Origin of the sequence: Paraburkholderia monticola, assembly GCF_001580545.1 — a bacterium.
Taxonomy (GTDB): Bacteria; Pseudomonadota; Gammaproteobacteria; order Burkholderiales; family Burkholderiaceae; genus Paraburkholderia; species Paraburkholderia monticola.
Map to the genome: position 1 here is coordinate 127424 of NZ_LRBG01000003.1, position 19927 is coordinate 147350.

The 19927-nt window shown below is 64.0% G+C and carries 15 protein-coding genes, 1 tRNA gene and 1 riboswitch; of the genes, 13 read left to right on the plus strand and 3 right to left on the minus strand.

Going from position 1 to position 19927, the window contains the following annotated elements; genetic code table 11:
* Nucleotides 1-108 precede the first annotated feature (108 nt).
* Entirely contained in the window at nucleotides 109-885 is a 777-nt protein-coding gene (gene recX / locus CI15_RS03965; RefSeq protein WP_062124516.1) for a recombination regulator RecX, read from the minus strand.
* Between the two features lie 7 nt (nucleotides 886-892).
* Nucleotides 893-1969 (minus strand): recombinase RecA, encoded by a 1077-nt coding sequence (gene recA, locus CI15_RS03970; RefSeq protein ID WP_062124518.1) that lies wholly within the window; start codon nucleotides 1967-1969, stop codon nucleotides 893-895.
* A 252-nt stretch (nucleotides 1970-2221) separates the two neighbouring features.
* Here recA and CI15_RS03975 point away from each other — a divergent pair, with 252 nt between their 5' ends.
* The 13 genes from CI15_RS03975 to CI15_RS04035 all read left to right on the plus strand — a co-directional run bounded on the left by CI15_RS03975 (nucleotide 2222) and on the right by CI15_RS04035 (nucleotide 19356).
* On the plus strand, nucleotides 2222-3052 hold the full coding sequence (locus CI15_RS03975) for a response regulator transcription factor (RefSeq protein WP_062124520.1): 831 nt from the start codon (nucleotides 2222-2224) through the stop codon (nucleotides 3050-3052).
* A gap of 9 nt (nucleotides 3053-3061) precedes the next feature.
* Nucleotides 3062-4600, plus strand: a complete 1539-nt coding sequence (locus tag CI15_RS03980; RefSeq protein WP_062124522.1) for a sensor histidine kinase — start codon at nucleotides 3062-3064, stop codon at nucleotides 4598-4600.
* A 227-nt stretch (nucleotides 4601-4827) separates the two neighbouring features.
* The gene (locus CI15_RS03985; protein WP_062124524.1) at nucleotides 4828-6486 is read left to right on the plus strand and encodes an MFS transporter; all 1659 of its coding nucleotides are present in this window, start codon (nucleotides 4828-4830) and stop codon (nucleotides 6484-6486) included.
* An 86-nt stretch (nucleotides 6487-6572) separates the two neighbouring features.
* A tRNA-Met gene (locus tag CI15_RS03990) sits at nucleotides 6573-6649 on the plus strand.
* Between the two features lie 283 nt (nucleotides 6650-6932).
* Nucleotides 6933-7032: riboswitch (guanidine-I (ykkC/yxkD leader) on the plus strand.
* Between the two features lie 57 nt (nucleotides 7033-7089).
* Entirely contained in the window at nucleotides 7090-8160 is a 1071-nt protein-coding gene (locus CI15_RS03995; RefSeq protein WP_062124526.1) for a putative urea ABC transporter substrate-binding protein, read from the plus strand.
* A 73-nt stretch (nucleotides 8161-8233) separates the two neighbouring features.
* Nucleotides 8234-9046: an ABC transporter permease gene (locus CI15_RS04000; RefSeq protein ID WP_062124527.1), complete on the plus strand. Its 813-nt coding sequence runs from the start codon at nucleotides 8234-8236 to the stop codon at nucleotides 9044-9046.
* Nucleotides 9043-9834 carry an ABC transporter ATP-binding protein gene (locus CI15_RS04005; RefSeq protein ID WP_062124529.1) on the plus strand — a complete coding sequence of 264 codons (792 nt, stop codon included), beginning with the start codon at nucleotides 9043-9045 and terminating at the stop codon, nucleotides 9832-9834. Before CI15_RS04000 ends, CI15_RS04005 begins: the two co-directional genes overlap by 4 nt.
* Before the next feature lie 13 nt (nucleotides 9835-9847).
* Complete coding sequence (locus CI15_RS04010) at nucleotides 9848-10564, plus strand: urea amidolyase associated protein UAAP1 (protein ID WP_062124531.1); 717 nt, start codon at nucleotides 9848-9850, stop codon at nucleotides 10562-10564.
* 15 nt (nucleotides 10565-10579) lie between these two features.
* Entirely contained in the window at nucleotides 10580-11221 is a 642-nt protein-coding gene (locus CI15_RS04015) for an urea amidolyase associated protein UAAP2 (protein WP_062124533.1), read from the plus strand.
* 171 nt (nucleotides 11222-11392) lie between these two features.
* Entirely contained in the window at nucleotides 11393-14992 is a 3600-nt protein-coding gene (uca, locus tag CI15_RS04020; RefSeq protein WP_062124535.1) for an urea carboxylase, read from the plus strand.
* A gap of 18 nt (nucleotides 14993-15010) precedes the next feature.
* Nucleotides 15011-16858, plus strand: coding sequence for an allophanate hydrolase (atzF, locus tag CI15_RS04025; protein WP_062124537.1), 1848 nt, complete (start codon nucleotides 15011-15013; stop codon nucleotides 16856-16858).
* A gap of 321 nt (nucleotides 16859-17179) precedes the next feature.
* Complete coding sequence (locus tag CI15_RS04030; protein ID WP_063910523.1) at nucleotides 17180-18862, plus strand: methyl-accepting chemotaxis protein; 1683 nt, start codon at nucleotides 17180-17182, stop codon at nucleotides 18860-18862.
* Between the two features lie 140 nt (nucleotides 18863-19002).
* The gene (locus CI15_RS04035) at nucleotides 19003-19356 is read left to right on the plus strand and encodes a hypothetical protein (protein WP_062124538.1); all 354 of its coding nucleotides are present in this window, start codon (nucleotides 19003-19005) and stop codon (nucleotides 19354-19356) included.
* A 15-nt stretch (nucleotides 19357-19371) separates the two neighbouring features.
* Here CI15_RS04035 and CI15_RS04040 read toward each other — a convergent pair whose 3' ends face one another.
* Nucleotides 19372-19815, minus strand: a complete 444-nt coding sequence (locus CI15_RS04040; RefSeq protein ID WP_062124541.1) for a MarR family winged helix-turn-helix transcriptional regulator — start codon at nucleotides 19813-19815, stop codon at nucleotides 19372-19374.
* Nucleotides 19816-19927: the final 112 nt, after the last annotated feature.

Below are 19927 nucleotides of genomic sequence, written 5' to 3' on the forward strand. Positions count from 1 at the left end.
TTGGAAAACCACTGGATTTTAGCATAACGGGTATTTGGGACAGCCCCGATTGCGCACGGCCGCGCGGCAGGTTAAAGCGCGGCATTTCGGGTGGCCGAGGCCGGCGTGCTAGTCGCCGTCCAATATGTCTTCGATACCCTTCAGGATCTTGCCGATCGTCGCACCGGAAAAACCGCGCGACGCGAGAAAGCGCGCCTGTTTCGCGCGCTCGGCCGGCGTTTGCGGCAACTGGCCGAATTTCTTGCGCCAGACGGCTTGAGCGCGCGCGAGTTCGGTTTCGCGTAATTGCGCGCTCGCCTCTTCGACCAGCGCCGGGTTGAGCGCGTGCTGCTTCAGTTCGCCGAGAATGCGGCTCGTGCCGAGCCGCGATGCGCGCCGGTGGACCACGCTTTCCGCGAAACGCGAGTCGGATAGCCAGTTTTCGGCTTCCAGCGAGTCGAGCACCGTGTCGAGCGAATCGGTTTCCTCGACGTAGGGTTTCAGCTTGCGTGCCAGTTCGGCGCGGCTGTATTCGCGGCGCGACAGATAGCCGAGCGCGCGCGCTTTCAGCGAACGGACGGGGCGTTGGGATTTTCTGCTGTCGTCTTCGTCGGCCTCCCCGGGCTTCGTTTCGCCGGGTTGGCGGCGCGAGCGCGTGTAGGTGACTTCGGCGGGAGAGGTGGAATCGAGCTCGGAGAAATTTGGGCTCGACGACGCTGCAGGGGATGCAGACCGCGTACGCTGCGGGTCACGGCCCGCGGCGCGATCGTGCGCGTCGAACGATTCGAACGATTCGAACGGATCGAATGGATCGCCGGAATCAGGCGATCCATTCGCCGCGTCGCGCGGGCCGTCCGGATAGCGTCCGGAGTCGGAACCGGATAGCGGCCGGCCTTTGCGTATCACGTGATGCTTACTCTTCTTCGCCCGCGACTTCAGCGTCGGCGCCGGTCACGGCGTCCGCCATCGCGGTGACGCCCAGCGATTCGCGGATGCGGTTTTCGATTTCGCGAGCGATTTCCGGATTTTCGCGCAGGAATTCACGCGCGTTGTCCTTGCCCTGACCGATCCGCTCGCCGCTGTAGCTGTACCATGCGCCAGCCTTGTCGACGATCTTGGCCTGCACGCCCAGGTCGATGATTTCGCCCTGACGCGAGATGCCCTCGCCGTACAGGATGTCGAAGATCGCTTCGCGGAACGGCGGCGCCACCTTGTTCTTGACGACCTTCACGCGCGTTTCGTTGCCGATCACTTCGTCGTTCTTCTTGATCGAACCGATGCGGCGAATGTCCAGACGTACCGACGCGTAGAACTTCAGCGCGTTACCGCCCGTGGTGGTTTCCGGGTTGCCGAACATCACGCCGATCTTCATGCGGATCTGGTTGATGAAGATGACGAGGCAGTTCGTGCGCTTGATCGTGCCGGTGAGCTTGCGCAGCGCCTGCGACATCAGACGCGCCTGCAGACCCGGCAGCGAGTCGCCCATTTCGCCTTCGATTTCCGCCTTCGGCACCAGCGCCGCGACCGAGTCGATCACGATCATGTCGATCGAGCCCGAGCGCACCAGCGCGTCGGCGATTTCGAGCGCCTGTTCGCCCGTGTCGGGCTGCGAAACCAGCAGGTCGGAGACGTTCACGCCGAGCTTGCCCGCGTATTGAATGTCCAGCGCGTGTTCCGCGTCGATGAACGCCGCAGTGCCGCCGAGCTTCTGCATTTCGGCGACGACCTGCAGCGTCAGCGTGGTTTTACCCGACGATTCCGGACCGTAGATTTCGACCACGCGGCCACGCGGCAAACCGCCGACGCCCAGTGCGATGTCGAGGCCGAGCGATCCGGTGGAGACCACCTGGATGTCTTCGACTGCCTCACCTGCGCCGAGCCGCATGACCGACCCTTTGCCGAACTGCTTTTCGATCTGCGCGAGCGCGGCAGCGAGCGCCTTGCTCTTTTCAGCAGTCAGTCCAGCCGAGCCTTTCTTGCTTTCTTCCATGAATCGTCCTTTGCTATGATGAACGGCGTCTGAGGCAGGTGTGCACCCGAGGTTCCGCCAGATTGGGCGGAGTCTTCAGGACTTCGCACGAAACGCAGACACTGTATAAAAAAACAGTAGTTTTGGCAAGCGCGATGTGATGCGAACGCGCATTTTTACTGCCGCGCCGCCTCAACTACTCACAATAATGTTCGGAGACCGCTGCGCGCCGGGGCAACCCCCACGGTGCCGGCAAAGCCAGGCTGGCGCATCATGCGAATTCTGATAGCCGAAGACGACAGCATACTCGCGGACGGTCTGGTTCGATCACTCCGCCAATCGGCCTATGCGGTCGATCACGTCAAAAGCGGCGTAGAAGCCGATACAGCATTGTCAATGCAGACGTTCGACCTATTGATCCTCGATCTGGGCCTGCCGCGCATGTCCGGGCTCGAGGTGCTGCGCCGCCTGCGCGCGCGCAATTCGAACCTGCCCGTGCTGATCCTGACCGCCGCCGATAGCGTCGACGAACGCGTCAAAGGCCTCGACCTCGGCGCCGACGACTACATGGCCAAACCCTTCGCGCTGAACGAACTCGAAGCCCGCGTGCGCGCGCTGACGCGGCGCGGCGCCGGCGGCGGCCCCACGGTCGTGCGGCATGGCTCGCTGTCGTTCGATCAGGTGGGCCGCATCGCCCACGTGAACGACCAGGTGATCGATCTGTCCGCGCGCGAACTCGGCCTGCTCGAAGTGCTGCTGCAACGGATCGGCCGGCTGGTCTCGAAAGAGCAGCTCGTCGACCATCTGTGCGAATGGGGCGAGGAAGTCAGCAACAACGCGATCGAAGTCTACGTGCACCGGCTGCGCAAGAAGATCGAGCCGAGCGGGGTGCGCATCATCACCGTGCGCGGGCTCGGCTACTGCCTCGAAAAAGCGGCGCCGCAGGCGAACGCGACTGCGAACCCGCCCGGCGCCCCGGCCGGCTCAAGCGGCTCCGAGCCGCAAACGGCGCAATCGGCGCAACCCGCGCAACCCGCGCAACCGGCACAACCGTCGAGCGAGCCGTCGTCCGCCGCGATGCCGGCGAGCCACCACTACAAATAGAGGCCAGCGATGTCCGCACGCGCTGATCGCGCCACGGCGCACGCGGCGGACCTCGACGAGGCGCGCGACGCGCGCTACGCCAATCCGTTCGCCCCACCCGACGAAACCGAAGCCGCAGCCGAAGCGCGTCCGCGCTCGCTGTTCGGCGAGATTCTCGACTGGATGCTGGCGCCGCTCCTGCTGCTGTGGCCGATGAGCCTCGCGGTCACGTATCTGGTCGCGAAGTCGATCGCGAACGGGCCGTTCGACCGTGCGCTCGAAACCGACGCCTACGTGCTCGCGCGTCAGATTCATCCGGTCAACGGCGTCGCGGAGCTGTCGCTGCCCGACTCGACACGCGATTTCCTGCGCGCCGACAACGTCGACAGCGTGTTCTTTCAGGTGCTCGGCACGCGCGGCGAACTCGTCGCGGGCGAGCGCGACATGCCGCTGCCGCACGAGGAGGACCGCCCGCAGCCCGGCCTCGTCGAATTTCGCGACGACGTCCTGCGCGGCAACGACATCCGCGTCGCGTACACGACCGTCGAGTTTCCGCAGACACCGGGCGCCCAGGCCGTGCTCGTGCAGGTCGCCGAAACGCTCGACAAGCGCAGCCAACTCGCCAACGACATCATCAAGGGCGTGATCCTGCCGCAGTTCGTGATCCTGCCTCTGGCGATCCTGCTGGTGTGGTTCGGCCTGTCGCGCGGGCTCGAACCGCTGCACGCGCTGCAAGCGCATATCCGCGCGCGCCGGCCGGATGATCTGTCGCCGCTCGAGGCGCGCCGCGCGCCGCCGGAGATCGAGCCGCTCGTCACGTCGTTCAACGATCTGCTCACGCGCCTCGAACAGAACATGGAGCTGCAGAAGCGCTTCATCGCCGACGCCGCGCACCAGATGAAAACGCCGCTCGCCGGCCTGCGCACGCAGGCCGAGCTGGCGTTGCGCCAGAACGCGTCGGCCGAGGTGCATCGCTCGCTCGAACAGATCGCGACGAGTTCCGAGCACGCCGCGCGGCTCGTCACGCAGTTGCTCGCGCTCGCACGGGCGGAGAACCGCCGCTCGGGACAGATCTTCACGCCGGTCGAGCTGGGCGAACTCGCGCGCAGCGCAGTGCGCGAATGGGTGCAGCCCGCGCTCGCGAAGGAGATGGATCTCGGCTACGAAGCGCCCGACGAGCCGGTCGAAGTCGCCGGTAATCCGGTGATGCTGCGCGAAATGCTGGCGAACCTGATCGACAATGCGATCCGCTATACGCCGGCCGGCGGCCGCATCACCGTGCGCGTGCGTCATGACGCCCCCGCGCGGCTCGTGCATCTGGAAGTCGAGGACACCGGGCTCGGCATTCCGGCCAGCGAGCGCTCGCGCGTCGTCGAGCGCTTTTACCGGATTCTCGGCCGCGAGGGTGACGGCAGCGGCCTCGGTCTCGCGATCGTGCGCGAGATCACGGCGATGCACGGCGGCGAGCTCACCATCGACGACAACGTCTACCAGGAGTCGCCGCGGCTCGCCGGAACGCTGGTGCGTGTCAGCTTGCACGTGCTCGAACGGGGGCGGGACTTACCCTAACGCGGCTTGATCGTCAGCGGGCCGGCACCGTATTTTCGAGATATTTCGACGTGGGTTGCGCGAACATATACGCACGTTGACTGAAATTGGCTGCCGATTCGCCGGTGAATCGGACCACCCAGGTTTTGCCGTCGAGTCAGAACGCCGTAAGTTTCCACTCCAATAATCGGTGGCACGGGGACGCCTATGCCGGCGATCCGCGTGTATATCAATATTGGAGACGACATATGGCTACCGTTGGCGGGCAAATCTCGCACTCCCCGATGACGCGCGATGAGAAGCGGGTGATCTTCGCATCGTCCATGGGTGCGGTTTTCGAGTGGTACGACTTTTATCTGGCCGGCTCGCTCGCGGCCTTCATCAGCAAGAGTTTCTTCTCCGGCGTCAATCCGACCGCCGCGTTCATCTTCACGCTGCTCAGCTTCGCGGCGGGCTTCGCGGTGCGGCCGTTCGGCGCGCTCGTGTTCGGCCGGCTCGGCGACATGGTCGGGCGCAAGTACACGTTCCTGATCACGATCGTCATCATGGGCCTGTCGACGTTCCTCGTCGGCTTCCTGCCAGGCTATGCGGCGATCGGCATCGCTTCGCCGGTGCTCTTCATCGCCATGCGCCTGCTGCAAGGTCTCGCGCTCGGCGGCGAGTACGGCGGCGCCGCGACCTACGTGGCCGAACACGCGCCGGCCGGACGCCGCGGCTTCTATACCGCGTGGATCCAGACCACGGCGACGCTTGGCCTGTTCCTGTCGCTGCTGGTGATTCTCGGCGTGCGCACGACCATGGGCGAAGACGCGTTCGGCGCATGGGGCTGGCGCATTCCGTTCATCGTGTCGATCGTGCTGCTCGGGGTTTCGGTGTGGATTCGTCTGCAACTGCACGAGTCGCCGGTGTTCGAGCGCATCAAGGCCGAAGGCAAGACCTCGAAGGCGCCGCTCTCCGAAGCGTTCGGCCAGTGGAAGAACCTGAAGGTCGTGATTCTCGCGCTGTTCGGCCTGACCGCCGGCCAGGCTGTGGTGTGGTACACGGGCCAGTTCTACACGCTGTTCTTCCTCACGCAGACGCTGAAGGTCGATGGCTCGAGCGCCAACATCATGATCGCGATCGCACTGCTGATCGGCACGCCGTTCTTCCTGTTCTTCGGTTCGCTGTCTGATCGCATCGGCCGCAAGCCGATCATCATGGCCGGCCTGCTGATCGCCGCGGCGACCTACTTCCCGCTGTTCAAGGCGCTCACGCACTACACGAACCCGGCGCTCGAAGCGGCGACCGCGAAGTCGCCGATCGTCGTGATCGCCGATCCGGCCGAGTGCTCGTTCCAGTTCAACCCGGTAGGTACGGCGAAGTTCACGAGCTCGTGCGACATCGCCAAGGGCGCGCTGTCGCGCGCCGGCCTGAACTACGACAACGTCGCGGCACCGGCCGGCACGATGGCGCAAATCCGCGTGGGCGATACGGTCGTCAACACGTTCGACGCCCACGCCGCCGACGCGAAGGAGCAAGGCAAAACCTTCGAGAAGACGCTCGCGGCGACGCTGAAAGCCGCCGGCTATCCGCCGAAGGCCGATCCGTCGCAGATCAACTGGCCGATGAGCATCGTGATCCTGACGATCCTGGTGATCTACGTGACGATCGTGTACGGGCCGATCGCGGCGATGCTGGTCGAGATGTTCCCGACGCGCATTCGCTATACGTCGATGTCGCTGCCGTATCACATCGGCAATGGCTGGTTCGGCGGCTTCCTGCCGGCTACCGCGTTCGCGATCGTCGCGGCGAAGGGCAACATCTACTCGGGGCTGTGGTATCCGATCATCATCGCGCTGGTCACCCTGGTGATCGGCGTGCTCTTCGTGCGCGAAACCAAGGACTCGGATATCTACGCGAAGGATTGAGTGAACGGGCAGTCCGGCCTATCTGAAAAAGTTGTGCGCCGGGGGTTGACAGCCTCCGGCCTCCCCCGCATAATCTCGCTTCTTTCGGCGAATTAGCTCAGTCGGTTAGAGCGACGGAATCATAATCCGCAGGTCCGGGGTTCGAGTCCCTGATTCGCCACCAGCATCAAGAAAAAGCCGCTGTCCCACAAGGACAGCGGCTTTTTTGTTTTCGCTTCGAGCCCTCCGCTGAGATCCCAGCATCGAAGGACTCACCTCCTCCCCCTCCGCCCGATTCAAGTGCACACCCTGACACAGTTCAGTGCACCTCCTCCCCGCCCCAGGGCAAAACCTTCCCCTTCGCCCCACCAAACGCACGCCCAGTCCCAGACATCTCCGCTGGCACACTTCCCGCTTTAAAGAGCGCGCAAGGAGCCGGCGCAACCACCGGTTCGACAAACAATCTGGAAATGGACGGCTAGGGTTCCGGCCTGCTTCACGCGGGTGCTGGTCCGAGAGCTGTCGACCTCAGGCGAGGTTACACGGCGGGACAAAAGCCCGGGAGAGAACGCGATGTTTGCGCTGCTCCCTGCCGTCGCTAACCGTCCCCTCCGAGGTCAACCCATGTTCAAGCTCGTTCGCTGTCTTGGCATTGCCGCCGTCTCCCTCGCCACCTTCGCCTCGAGCCCCACGTTCGCCGCGGGCCGCAACGACTTCAAGGTTTGCTGGACCATCTACGCCGGCTGGATGCCATGGGGTCAGGCGAAAACCCAAGGCATCGTCTCCAAATGGGCCAGCAAATACGGCATCAAGGTCGATGTCGTGCAACTGAACGACTACGTCGAGTCCATCAATCAGTACACGGCCGGCAAGTTCGATGGCTGCGCCATGACCAACATGGATGCGCTCACGATTCCCGCTTCGGGCGGCGTGGATTCGACGGCCCTGATCGTCAGCGACTATTCGAACGGCAACGACGGCGTGCTGATGAAGGGCAAGGGCAAACAGATCGCCGACCTGAAGGGACAGCAGGTCAACCTCGTGCAGTTCTCCGTCTCGCACTACCTGCTCGCCCGCGCGCTCGAAAGCGCGCATATGAGCGAGCGCGACCTCAAGGTCGTGAACACCTCGGATGCCGACATCTCGGGCGCCTTCTCCACGCCCACGGTTCATAACGCGGTCACCTGGAACCCGATGCTCGCCGACCTGAAGTCCCAGCCGAACGTCAGCGAAGTATTCGACTCCAGCAAGATCCCCGGCGAAATCATGGACATGATGGTCGTCAACACGAAGACGCTGCAGGAGAACCCGGCCCTCGGCAAGGCGCTCACCGGCGCATGGTTCGAAATGGTCGCGCTGATGCACACGGACTCCGCGGCCAGCACGTCCGCGCTGACCGCGATGGCGAAGGCCTCCGGCACCGACCTCGCCAACTTCAAGGGCCAACTGTCGACGACCGCTCTCTTCTATTCTCCGCAAGCCGCGCTCGACTTCGTCACGAGCCCCGACATGCCGAAGATCATGACGCGCGTCGCGAAGTTCTCTTTCGATCACGGCCTGCTCGGCCAGGACGCGAAGAGCGCCGACGCGGTCGGCATGGCGTTCGACAAGGGCGTCGTGGTCGGCAACAAGAACAACGTCAAGCTGCGCTTCGACCCGTCCTACGTCGCGATGGCGGCCGCGGGCAAGCTCTGAGAAGGATCGTCCAGGCTCTCGCTGCGGGCCCGCACGCCGGGCTCGCATTCCAGCTCTTAACCAGGCGCTCACCATGCGACTCATCAATCGACATCCGAGCCGGATCGGCGGCCTGATGCTGCTCCTGCTGCCGTTCGTCGTGCTATGCGCGGTCTACTTCACCGGCTCCTCGATGCGGCTCTCGCTCAATCCCGATGACAAGCTGCTGCCGAGCGCGACGCAAATGAGCGATGCAGTGAAGCTGGCCGCCTTCACCGAGGATAAGCGCACCGGCGAGTATCTGTTGTGGGCGGACACGCTGGCGAGCTTGCGCAGGCTCGGTATCGGCCTCGTCGCGAGTGCCGTCATCGCGCTCGTCGCCGCGATCGCGACCGGTTCGCTTCCGCTCGTCAGCGCGACGCTCTCGCCGTTCATCACCGTGATCTCGATGGTGCCACCGCTAGCGGTGCTGCCGATCCTGTTCATCGTGTTCGGGCTCGATGAGTTGTCGAAGGTCGTACTGATCGTCGTGGGCATCACACCGGTGATCATTCGCGATCTGCATGCTCGCGCCCGCGAGATTCCGGCCGAGCTGTGGGTCAAGGCCCAGACGCTCGGCGCCACCAGCTGGACCCTGATCCTGCGTCTGGTGCTGCCGCAACTGCTGCCGCGTCTGCTGGTGGCGACGCGTCTGTCGCTCGGCGCGGCGTGGCTCTTTCTGATTGCGGCCGAAGCGATCGCGTCGACCGATGGCCTCGGCTATCGGATCTTCCTCGTGCGCCGCTATCTGTCGATGGACCTGATCCTGCCGTACGTCGCGTGGATCACGCTGCTCGCATGGCTCACCGACGAGCTGCTACGCCGCATCACGCAGTGGTGCTTCCCCTGGTACGGAGGCGCGCGATGATCGAAGTCCGCAACGTCTGGAAAGAGTACGGCGACCAGGTCGTGCTCGAGCGCTTGAATCTGACCGTCAAGGAAGGCGAGTTCTGTTCGATGGTGGGCGCATCGGGCTGCGGCAAATCGACGTTTCTGCGCTTGCTGCTCGGTCAGGAGCGCGTGACGCGCGGCGAGATCCTGCTGGACGGCAAGCCGCTGCCCGGCGAACCGGACCGGCATCGCGGCGTCGTGTTTCAACGCTACTCGGTATTCGACCACTTGAGCGTGCTGCGCAACGTCATGCTGGGGCTCGAGCTTCCACGCGCGAAGTTCACCGGCCGGCTATTCGGTGCCCAACGGCACGTGGCGCGAGACGAGGCCGTCGCCATGCTGGAGCGCGTCGGCCTCGGCGCCGCATTGAACAAGTTTCCGCAGCAGCTCTCGGGCGGCATGCAGCAACGCCTCGCCATCGCGCAAGCGCTGATGATGAAGCCTCGCGTGCTGCTGCTCGACGAGCCGTTCGGCGCGCTCGACCCCGGCATTCGCAAGGACATGCACGCGCTGCTCTCCGACCTGTGGCGCGAATCGAAGCTCACGATCTTCATGGTCACGCATGACCTGAAAGAAGGCTTCACGTTGGGAAGCCGCGTGCTGGTGTTCGACAAGGTGCGCGTCGACCCGCAGGCACCGGGCGCCTATGGCGCGCGCATCACCTACAACATTCCGCTCGACCGTAGCCGCGCTTCCGTCTCTGCCGTGCATATCGCCGAGGCGGCCGTGCGAGGCGCCGCCCCGATCGAACTGCTCTCCGACTGAAGGGAACACAGGTATGAACTCTGGTACGACCTTACTGCTTGAAGAAACCGTCCCGGGTGGCGGTCATACGTCGCTGATCGTCAGGCGCGGGCAATCGCTGCGCATTACCGACCTGCGTGGCGGTGCGAACGTCAGCGTGATGATGGTCAATGCGACCGAGAAAAGCGAACGGCTCAATCTGCCGGATTCGCTGAAGTGCCAGCACACGGCCAAGCTCACCGTTGGACACTGCCTGTACTCCGACATGGGCCGCGTGCTTGCCGCGATCGTCGTGGATACCTGTGGCTGGCACGACAGCATCGGCGGTGTGTCGAACGCCGACGAGGTTCGCGAACGATACGGCGCGGGCCGCTACCAGGAGCTGCGCAACGCGTTCCACCGCAACGGCACGGACAACCTGCTCGTCGAAATGGGCAAGTGGGGGCTCGGCATCACCGACCTGCTGATGACGCTCAACCTGTTCAGCCGTGTCGACGTCAGCGACGACGGCTCGCTGAACTTCGTTCCCGGCAACTCGAAGGCCGGCGACTACGTCGAGCTCTACGCGCCGATGAACACGCTCGTCGTGCTCACCGCGATCCAGCATCCGCTCGACCCGAATCCCGAGTACGCGCCGAGGCCCGTCAAGCTCGAATTGAGCGACGCGCGCCCCGCTATCGCCGAAGTTTGCCGTACCGCATGCGAAGAGAACGTACGCGGTTTCATCAACACAGAACGCTTCTTTCTTTGAGCGAAGGCCATGCTTATGACTAGCACGCTTATCGTCAGCGACAAACGTCCGGAAACCGCGGTTTATCGCGCGACACTCGCCGCGGGCGAGCCGTGGCTTCACGAGGTGAAGGCCGGGCAAACGCTGCGCGTCGTCGATCTCGAAGGCAACCAGGCGGTCGACACGCTGTTCTACAGCCTCGCCGATCCGCGCGAGCGCTTCGATCCGCAACGCACGTTGCGCCGGCAAAAGAGCCTCTACCTGACATCGGGCTCGGTGCTGTATTCGAACCTCGGCAATCCGATGCTGACGATCGTCGCCGATACGTGCGGGCGCCACGACACGCTCGGCGGTGCCTGCGCGCAGGAGAGCAACACGGTGCGCTACGCATTGGAGAAGCGCTACATGCACAGCTGCCGCGACAACTTCCTGCGCGCCTGCGCGCATGACGGCCGTCTGTCGAAGCAGGACATCGGCGCGAACGTGAACTTTTTCATGAACGTGCCGGTGACGTCCGAAGGCGGCCTCAGCTTCGAAGACGGCATTTCCGCGCCGGGCAAGTACGTCGAATTGCGCGCCGAGATGGACGTCATCGTGCTGATCTCCAACTGCCCGCAGCTGAACAATCCGTGCAACGCGTACAACCCGACGCCCGCGGAGCTGCTGATATGGAACTGAAGCGGATCCGCCATTGGCTGTTCCTGATCATGCTGGTTCGCGCGGGGCGCTACTTCACCCGGTCGCGCGACGAGCTGACCCAGATAGATCGCTGACGCGACTTCGGCCGTGGACGACCACGGCCGGTCATTCCCACGGCGGGACGGCCCGCCTCGAATCAACACACCTTCCATGTTCGAGAAGATTCTGATCGCCAATCGCGGCGCTATCGCGTGCCGCATTCTCCGGACGTTGCGCGAACTCGACGTCACCGGCGTCGCCATCTACGCGGAAGCCGACCGGGCGAGCCGCCACGTCAGCGAGGCGCCTGTCGCGCATGCGCTCGGCGAGGGCCCCGCCGCGCTGACCTATCTCGACGTGGACAAGATCCTCGCGATCGCCCGTCGCGAAGGCGTGCAGGCGATCCATCCCGGCTACGGGTTCTTATCCGAGAACGCGGCATTCGGCGAAGCCTGCGAAGCGGCCGGCATCGCGTTCATCGGACCGACGCCCGCACAGCTGCGCGCGTTCGGCCTCAAGCACACCGCCCGCGAAATCGCGGCGAACCAGGGCGTGCCGATGCTCGAAGGCACCGGGCTGCTCGCGGACGTGCCGGCGGCGCTCGCGGCCGCGCGGACCATCGGCTATCCGGTGATGTTGAAAAGCACCGCGGGCGGCGGCGGCATCGGCATGCGGGTGTGCTGGAATGCCGACGAGCTCGGCGCCCATTTCGACGCGGTCAAACGTCTCGGCGAAAACAACTTCAGCGATGCCGGCGTGTTTCTCGAGAAGTACATCGAGCGGGCGCGGCATCTGGAAGTGCAGGTATTCGGCGATGGCAAAGGCGACGCGATTGCGCTCGGCGTGCGCGACTGCTCGGTGCAGCGTCGTAATCAGAAGGTACTCGAAGAGACGCCCGCGCCTTGCCTGCCGGACGGCATTCCGGCCGCGCTGTGCGAGGCCGCGGTCAAGCTCGCGAAGGCCGTCGACTATCGCTCCGCCGGCACCGTCGAGTTCGTGTACGACAGCGCGGCCGAACAGTTCTACTTCCTCGAAGTGAACACCCGTCTGCAGGTCGAGCACGGCGTCACCGAGCAGGTGTGGGGCGTCGATCTCGTGCGCTGGATGATCGAGCTCGCGGCCGGCACGCTCGCCCCGTTGAAGGAACTCGCGGCGCGTCTGACGCCGCGAGGACACGCGATCCAGGCGCGGCTCTACGCGGAAGACCCGGGTCGTGATTTCAAACCCAGTCCGGGCCTCCTGACCGATGTCGCGTTCCCGCACGCGGACGGCCGCGCTCTGCGCATCGATACGTGGATCGAAGCCGGTTGCGAAGTGCCGCCTTACTTCGACCCGATGCTCGCGAAGGTGATCGCCTGGTCGCCGAGTCGCGATGAAGCGCGCCATGCGCTCGACGAAGCGTTGCGCAGCACCCGGCTCTACGGCGTCGAGACGAATCGCGACTATCTGCGCCAGATTCTGCGGGACCGGCCGTTCGCGTCGGGCGAACCGTGGACGCGATGTCTCGAAGGGCTCAGATATCAGGCCAGCACGGTCGAAGTCGTCAGCGGCGGCACGCAAACGACGGTGCAGGACTATCCGGGCCGGCTCGGCTATTGGGCAGTCGGCATCCCACCGTCGGGGCCGATGGATGACCGCGCGATGCGGCTCGGCAATCGCCTGCTCGGCAATGCGGCCGACGCCGCGGCTCTCGAAGTCACGATGAGCGGGCCGACACTGCGCTTTAACGCCGACGCGGTGGTCGCCATCACGGGCGCGCAGATTCCGGTGCTGCTCGACGACGTCGCGCAGCCGCTGAACACGAGCTTCCACGTACCGGCGGGTTCGACGCTCACGCTCGGCACGATCCGTGGCGCAGGCGCGCGCGCTTACCTGTGCGTGCGCGGCGGCTTCGATGTCGCGCTCTACCTCGGCAGCCGCAGCACCTTTACGCTCGGTCAGTTCGGCGGGCATGGCGGCCGTGCGATCCGCGCCGGCGACGTGCTGCATCTTTATCCGCTCGACGATCCGCATACCGGCGCCGCGCTCGCCGATGTGCCGTCGCTCGACGGCGTACGCACCCTTCGCGTGATCTATGGCCCGCATGGTGCGCCCGAATACTTCAGCGAGCGCTATATCGCGCAGCTGCTCGACATCGAGTGGGAGGTTCACTTCAACTCCAGCCGTACCGGCGTGCGCCTGATCGGACCGAAACCCGAATGGGCGCGCGAGGACGGCGGCGAGGCCGGACTGCATCCCTCGAACATTCACGACAATCCATACGCGATCGGCGCCGTCGACTTCACCGGCGACATGCCGGTGATCCTCGGCCCCGACGGCCCGAGTCTCGGCGGCTTCGTGTGTCCGGTCACGATCATCGAAGCGGATCTCTGGCAGATCGGCCAGCTGAAAGCGGGCGACAAGATCCGCTTCACTCCCGTCGAAGTCGAACAGGCGCGTGAAGCTGCGCGTGAGCGTCGCCAGGAACTGGCGAGCCTCGAGATCGCACGGAGCGCGCCGGTCGTAAGAAAAGCATCGCTGAGCTCGCCCATCGTGCTCGATACCGGCGCGGGGCGCGAGAGACTCGTCGCGCGTTTATCCGGCGATACGCATCTGCTGCTCGAAATCGGACCGGCGGAGCTCGATCTCGTTGCACGGTTCCGCGGACATGCGCTGATGCAGTCACTCGCAGCGAAGCATCTGACGGGCGTCATCGATCTCACGCCCGGCATCCGTTCGCTGCAGATCCACTACTGGCCCGAGGATCTGCCGCTCGCGCGCTTGCTCGACATCGTCGGGCAGGCGTGGGACGAGGTCTTGCTGCACAAGGACCTGCGTGTGCCGTCGCGAATCGTTCATCTGCCGCTGTCCTGGGATGATCCCGCGTGTCAGCTTGCGATCGAAAAATACATGACCACGGTGCGCAAGGATGCGCCGTGGTGTCCGAGCAACCTCGAATTCATTCGTCGCATCAACGATCTCGACTCCATCGACGCGGTCAGGCAGATCGTCTTCGATGCGAGCTATCTCGTGATGGGACTCGGCGACGTGTACCTCGGCGCGCCGGTCGCGACACCGCTCGATCCGCGTCATCGTCTGGTCACGACCAAATACAACCCGGCCCGTACGTGGACCGCGGAGAACTCGGTCGGCATCGGCGGCGCGTATCTGTGCGTCTATGGCATGGAGGGACCGGGCGGATACCAGTTCGTCGGCCGCACGCTGCAGATGTGGAATCGCTATCGTGACGTCGCGGATTTCGCCGGCCAGCATTATTTGCTGCGCTTCTTCGATCAGATTCGCTTCTACGAAGTGTCGGCCGACGAACTGCTGCGCATTCGCGCGGACTTCCCGCTGGGGCGTTATCCGTTGCGGATCGAAGAGTCCGAGCTTTCGCTGCCGGACTATCAGGCGTTCCTCGCCAGCGAATCCGTCAGCATCGAGCAGTTCCGTTCGAGGCAACAGGCGGCCTTCCAGGCGGAGCGCGAGCGGTGGCGTGAAGCGGGCAGCTCGGAAGAGTCGTTCGAGGCGCCGGTCACCGAAGACGCTCAGTTGGCGCCGCTGAAAGACGGCGAAGTCGCGGTGGACAGCGAGATTGCCGGCAGCCTCTGGCAAGTCAAAGTCAAAACCGGCGACACGGTCGACGCCGGCGACGTGCTGCTCATCATCGAGTCGATGAAGATGGAGATCTCGGTGTGCGCGCCGTGTGCCGGAACCGTCGGCGAGATCTACGTGGCGCCGGGTTCGCCGGTGCGCGCCGGGCAACGCGTTGCGCTCATCGCGCGTCACTAAATATCTGGACGAAAAATCATGTCGTCACTCCCGTCATTCGATCTACGCCTTTCGACACTTCGCACCGCCTATCGTGCAGGGGAACTCACGCCGCGCAAGCTCGTCGCCGAACTGCTCGCGAAAGCCGCTACGCTGAATCCATCGTTCAATCTGTTCATCCATCTTCTGAGCGAAGACGAGCTCGCGCCTTACCTCGACCGACTCGACGCGCAAGACCTCGAGAGCCTGCCGCTCTATGGCGTTCCGTTCGCGATCAAGGACAACATCGATCTCGCCGGCATTCAGACGACGGCCGCGTGTCCCGCATTCGCGTACACGCCGTCGCAGTCGGCGAGCATCGTTGCGCGGTTGATCGCGCTCGGCGCGATACCGCTCGGCAAGACCAATCTCGACCAGTTCGCGACCGGTCTGAACGGCACCCGCTCGCCGTACGGCAAGTGCCGCAATAGCGTGCATCCCGACTATCCGTCGGGCGGCTCGAGCGCGGGCTCGTCGCTCGCGGTCGCGCTCGGCGTCGCCAGTTTCGCGCTCGGCACCGATACGGCCGGTTCCGGTCGCGTGCCTGCCGGGCTGAACAATCTCGTCGGTCTCAAGCCGACGAAAGGCCTGTTGTCCACCGCGGGTGTGGTGCCCGCGTGCCGCACGCTCGATTGTGTGACCTTCTTCACGGCGACGGCCGAAGAAGCGAGCGAGCTGCTTGGCTTGAGCGCTTGCAGCGATCCTCGCGACGCATACAGTCGCTCGAATCCGCAATGGAATACCGCGCGCGCATTTGGCCGGCCCACGGCGTTCCGCTTCGGCGTGCCCGCACAACTGGAATTTGCCGGCTGCGCCGAGAGCCCCGAGCTGTTCGCCAACGCGCGCGCGTGGCTCGAAGCGGCAGGCGGCGAGGCGGTGGAAATCGACTTCACGCCGTTTGTCGAAGCCGCCAATCTGCTCTATCAAGGTCCGTGGGTGGCCGAGCGTTACAGCGTGGCGGGCGAGTTGATGACGAAGCAACCCGCTGCGGTGTTGCCGGTGATTCGCGACGTGTTGGCGAAGGCACCGGGCGCCACCGCGGTCGAACTCTTTCGCGCACAGTATCGCCTGCAGGAATTGAAGGCGGTCTGCGACGCATCGATCGAGACGCTCGATTTCGTTTTGACACCGACGTATCCGCGCGCCGTGACGCTCGACGAATTGGAGCGCGACCCGATCGGTCCGAACTCCCTGCTCGGCTATTACACGAACTTCATGAATCTGCTGGACTATGCCGCCGTCGCTACGCCGACCGCTTTCATGAAGAACGGTCTGCCGTGGGGCGTGACCGTTTTTGGCCGCGCATTCACCGACCAGTACCTGTTGGGCGTGGCCGATCTGTTGCAACGAGCGAGCGGCGTGCGACGCGTCGGAGGCCTAAATGTCGAGCCGGAGCCGTCCAGCGAACGACACACGGCGAGCCACGACCGCATGCGGATCGCGGTCTGCGGTGCCCACATGCAAGGTTTGCCGCTCAACCGCGATCTGCTTGCCCGACGCGCCCGGCTCGTGCAGGCCACTCATACTTCCGGGCACTATCGATTGTCGGCGCTGCCTGCGTCCTCGGACGGCACTCGACGCCCAGGCCTGTGGCGCGTCACAGATGGCGGCGCAAACATTGCTGTCGAAGTGTGGGAAATACCGAGCGCGGAGTTCGGCTCGTTCATCGCGACCGTTCCTTCTCCGCTGGTTCTGGGGAAGGTCGAACTCGTCGACGGGTCGTGGGTGACCGGCTTTCTGTGCGAGCCGTACGGCGTGCAGTCGGCAACCGACATCTCAGGTTTTGGCGGATGGCGAGCATGGCTTGCCAGCCAGCACGGCTCGCGACAAGCACCCGCTTCAGCCTGAGCTTCGCGAACCGTCATTAGCCTTATGAATTGGCTGAATTTGGCTTGCTTACCAATTGGATGACCGCACAGGATTTATTCAATTTCTGGTCGAACCAGAGAGTTCACAATTAATCATCTGAAGTTTTAATCAAGGCACAGTTCTTTCGCAGTGAAAGGCCGAGTTCACAAATATAAGAAATATTCCTCGTAATTCGGCCTTTAATCGCACATTCGCGGCATTTCCTCACTTAATCATCGCGCATTGCTGACGTTAACAAGTACAGCCAGGCGGACGCTACGCCCTGGATTGATTAGTACTTTTGACAGGTTGCTTACGCAAATGAATATCAAACGCAAGCTTCAGCTCCTCATGCTGGTGACGGTTTGCGCCATGGGTGGCGTGCTCGCTGTGACAGCGACGGCATTCAACTCGATCGGCGAGTCTTCGGCAACTGCATCGAGGCGGCAGCAGCAAATTCGCGGTTTGACGGAGATCAAGGCGAGTGCGATGTCTACCATTCAGCTCGATCCGACCGCCGACGATACGAAAAAAATCTTCAGCGATGCCGAGCAGAATATCGGCAAATGGGCGGACACCGTTGCCTCCCTCATCGCGCGTCCGGAGCGTCGGGAGAAGTTCAAGACGTTGATGCAAAACTGGAGAGCGTACGACCAGAAGTCGCAGCAAGTCATTGCTCTGGCCGCGCAAGACTCGAAAGCAGCCAATGAACGTGTGGCCGCGCTCTATCACTCCGACTTCCAGCCCTTCCAGGCACTGCTCGAGCAGAACATCGCGGAGAGTACGGAGGACGTGCGCAGCGCCATCGCAAGCGCGGACCGAACCCGCGAAAGCATGATGTACGTCGTGATTGCGGTCATCCTGCTGGGTCTTGTGATCGTGGCCGGGTGGATATGGGCGCTGTCGCGGGGGATCCAGAAAGCCCTGAACAACATTCAATCGACGCTGCAACACGCGAGCGAGTCGCTCGATTTGACCGAGCGCGTTCCGGTCGAAAGGATGGACGAGATCGGGATGGCTGCGACCGCCTACAACGGGTTGATGGATCGCGTCGTCGACGTCATGGTGACGGTAAGGGAATCGACCGAGTCCGTGAGCGTTGCGTCAAAGGAAATCGCGGCAGGCAATATCGACCTTTCGTCGCGCACCGAGGAGCAGGCCGCATCGCTCGAGCAGACTGCCGCCAGCATGGAGCAGTTGACGGGCACCGTGCGTCAGAATGCGGACAACGCGCGGCAGGCAAGCACGCTCGCCGCGAACGCATCGGGAGTCGCCGAGGAAGGCAATGGCGTGGTGCGGCGAGTGGTCTCGACCATGGACGAAATCAAGGACAGCTCGGCGAAGATCGCCGACATCATCGGAATCATCGAAGGCATCGCTTTCCAGACCAATATCCTCGCGCTCAACGCGGCCGTCGAAGCCGCCCGGGCCGGCGAACAGGGACGTGGCTTTGCGGTCGTCGCGGGCGAGGTGCGCGCGCTTGCGCAACGATCGTCGAGCGCCGCGAAAGAAATCAAGGCACTGATCGATAGCTCGGTGGCGCGGGTTCGCACAGGTGTGGATCTGGTCGATCAGGCTGGAACCACGATGCAGCAGATCAGCGTGGCCGTCACGCGCGTCACCGACATCATGGGCGAGATCGCGGCGGCATCCGACGAGCAGAGCAAGGGCATCGATCAGGTGGGCCAGGCCGTCACGCAAATGGACGAAGTCACGCAGCAGAATGCCGCGCTGGTCGAGCAGGCCGCGGCCGCCGCGCAGTCGCTCGACGACCAGGCTGCGAAACTGCGCGCCGCGGTCAATGCGTTCACGCTCGGCAACGGTGTCACATCCACACCGGCTCAGTCGCGGATCTCGGCGCAACGGCGGCCCGTTTCGGCCATCGGACGTGCAACCACGAAATTGCGTGCGTCGCCCGGCAGCGAAGTTCGCAAGCGGGCTACAGCATCTGCGACGCTCATGACGGCTCCCGTTGAAGCGGGCGGCGATTGGAAAGCCTTCTGATCCGTGCAACTCGGGCAAGGCCGCGAGCAAGGTCCGTGGTTGCCGCTGAACTCGATCGACAGGTTGGTCTCTAACGGCCTGACATGCGCCTCGGGCTCTGCCGTGGCAGCCGAGAATCGCAATTTCGAGGAGGTTTCCTGATGACGTTTCGCACCGCCGCGCTCGCCACCGCAGCTTCTCTCGCGCTTGTCTGCGCTACCGTAACGTTCGCCGCGCAGGCGCAAACTTCGGCTGCGCCCGACAGTCAATGGCGCGCCAGCCCGACCACGCTCGCGACGCTACTGCAGGACGGCTACAAAATCGTCGCAGTGGTCAATGGCGTGCGCGGCAATGCCGGGCTGGCCGACACGATCTTCGTGCAGCGCGATCAGAGCGCATTCAAATGCGTCGACCCGCAGCAACCGGATTCGAAAGCGGGCAAGACCGTCGGGGCGCCGGCCTGTTATGAGCTGGTCCCGCCGACTGGAACGGTGCCGGCGTCCGAAGCGAAATAACGTGAGTCGTGAGCGTCAGCGGTCCACCAGCCGGCTCAGATTGCCGCGCACCCGCTGCAGCAGCCCGATCAACTGCGCCGCTTCCTCATCGCTGAAACCATTGAGCGCTTCCAGCGCGACCTCGTCGCCGACCTTGCGGGCCTTGCCGAGCGTGGCCTCGGCCTTCGGCGTCATGCGTACCTGGCGCTCGCGGCGATCCTGCGGATTGGCGGTCCGCTCGATCCAGCCGCCCTCCTCCATCCGGTCGAGCAGCCGGCCCGCCGAGATCGGCGCGACCTCGAGCAGATCCGCGAGCCGCGCCTGATTGATGTCGCCGTAATGGCCGAGATAGGCCAGCACGCGGCATTGCGCGCGCGTCAGATCGACCGACGACTTCGCGAGATCGTCGAAACGCTTGCCCGCGAGTCGGCCGACGTCGTAGATCAGAAAGCCGAAGCGTTCTTCGAATTGGGTTTTCATGCGCGGATTATACGTAAGCACTTCGGCTTGCAGCGCCTCTGCGCATGCGTTCGACCCTCAGCACAACTCCCGATAGCGCAAACCCGCATGGCCGATATACTAAGCATGCTTA

Bases quoted from the DNA above. Each gene is read 5' to 3' on its own strand.
- atzF (WP_062124537.1), top strand. From the start codon at position 15,011: ATGTCGTCACTCCCGTCATTCGATCTACGCCTTTCGACACTTCGCACC.
- CI15_RS04010 (WP_062124531.1), top strand. From the start codon at position 9,848: ATGAACTCTGGTACGACCTTACTGCTTGAAGAAACCGTCCCGGGTGGC.
- CI15_RS04035 (WP_062124538.1), top strand. From the start codon at position 19,003: ATGACGTTTCGCACCGCCGCGCTCGCCACCGCAGCTTCTCTCGCGCTT.
- CI15_RS04015 (WP_062124533.1), top strand. From the start codon at position 10,580: ATGACTAGCACGCTTATCGTCAGCGACAAACGTCCGGAAACCGCGGTT.
- CI15_RS04040 (WP_062124541.1), bottom strand. From the start codon at position 19,815: ATGAAAACCCAATTCGAAGAACGCTTCGGCTTTCTGATCTACGACGTC.
- CI15_RS04005 (WP_062124529.1), top strand. From the start codon at position 9,043: ATGATCGAAGTCCGCAACGTCTGGAAAGAGTACGGCGACCAGGTCGTG.
- CI15_RS04000 (WP_062124527.1), top strand. From the start codon at position 8,234: ATGCGACTCATCAATCGACATCCGAGCCGGATCGGCGGCCTGATGCTG.
- CI15_RS04030 (WP_063910523.1), top strand. From the start codon at position 17,180: ATGAATATCAAACGCAAGCTTCAGCTCCTCATGCTGGTGACGGTTTGC.
- CI15_RS03985 (WP_062124524.1), top strand. From the start codon at position 4,828: ATGGCTACCGTTGGCGGGCAAATCTCGCACTCCCCGATGACGCGCGAT.
- CI15_RS03975 (WP_062124520.1), top strand. From the start codon at position 2,222: ATGCGAATTCTGATAGCCGAAGACGACAGCATACTCGCGGACGGTCTG.
- uca (WP_062124535.1), top strand. From the start codon at position 11,393: ATGTTCGAGAAGATTCTGATCGCCAATCGCGGCGCTATCGCGTGCCGC.
- recA (WP_062124518.1), bottom strand. From the start codon at position 1,969: ATGGAAGAAAGCAAGAAAGGCTCGGCTGGACTGACTGCTGAAAAGAGC.
- CI15_RS03980 (WP_062124522.1), top strand. From the start codon at position 3,062: ATGTCCGCACGCGCTGATCGCGCCACGGCGCACGCGGCGGACCTCGAC.
- CI15_RS03995 (WP_062124526.1), top strand. From the start codon at position 7,090: ATGTTCAAGCTCGTTCGCTGTCTTGGCATTGCCGCCGTCTCCCTCGCC.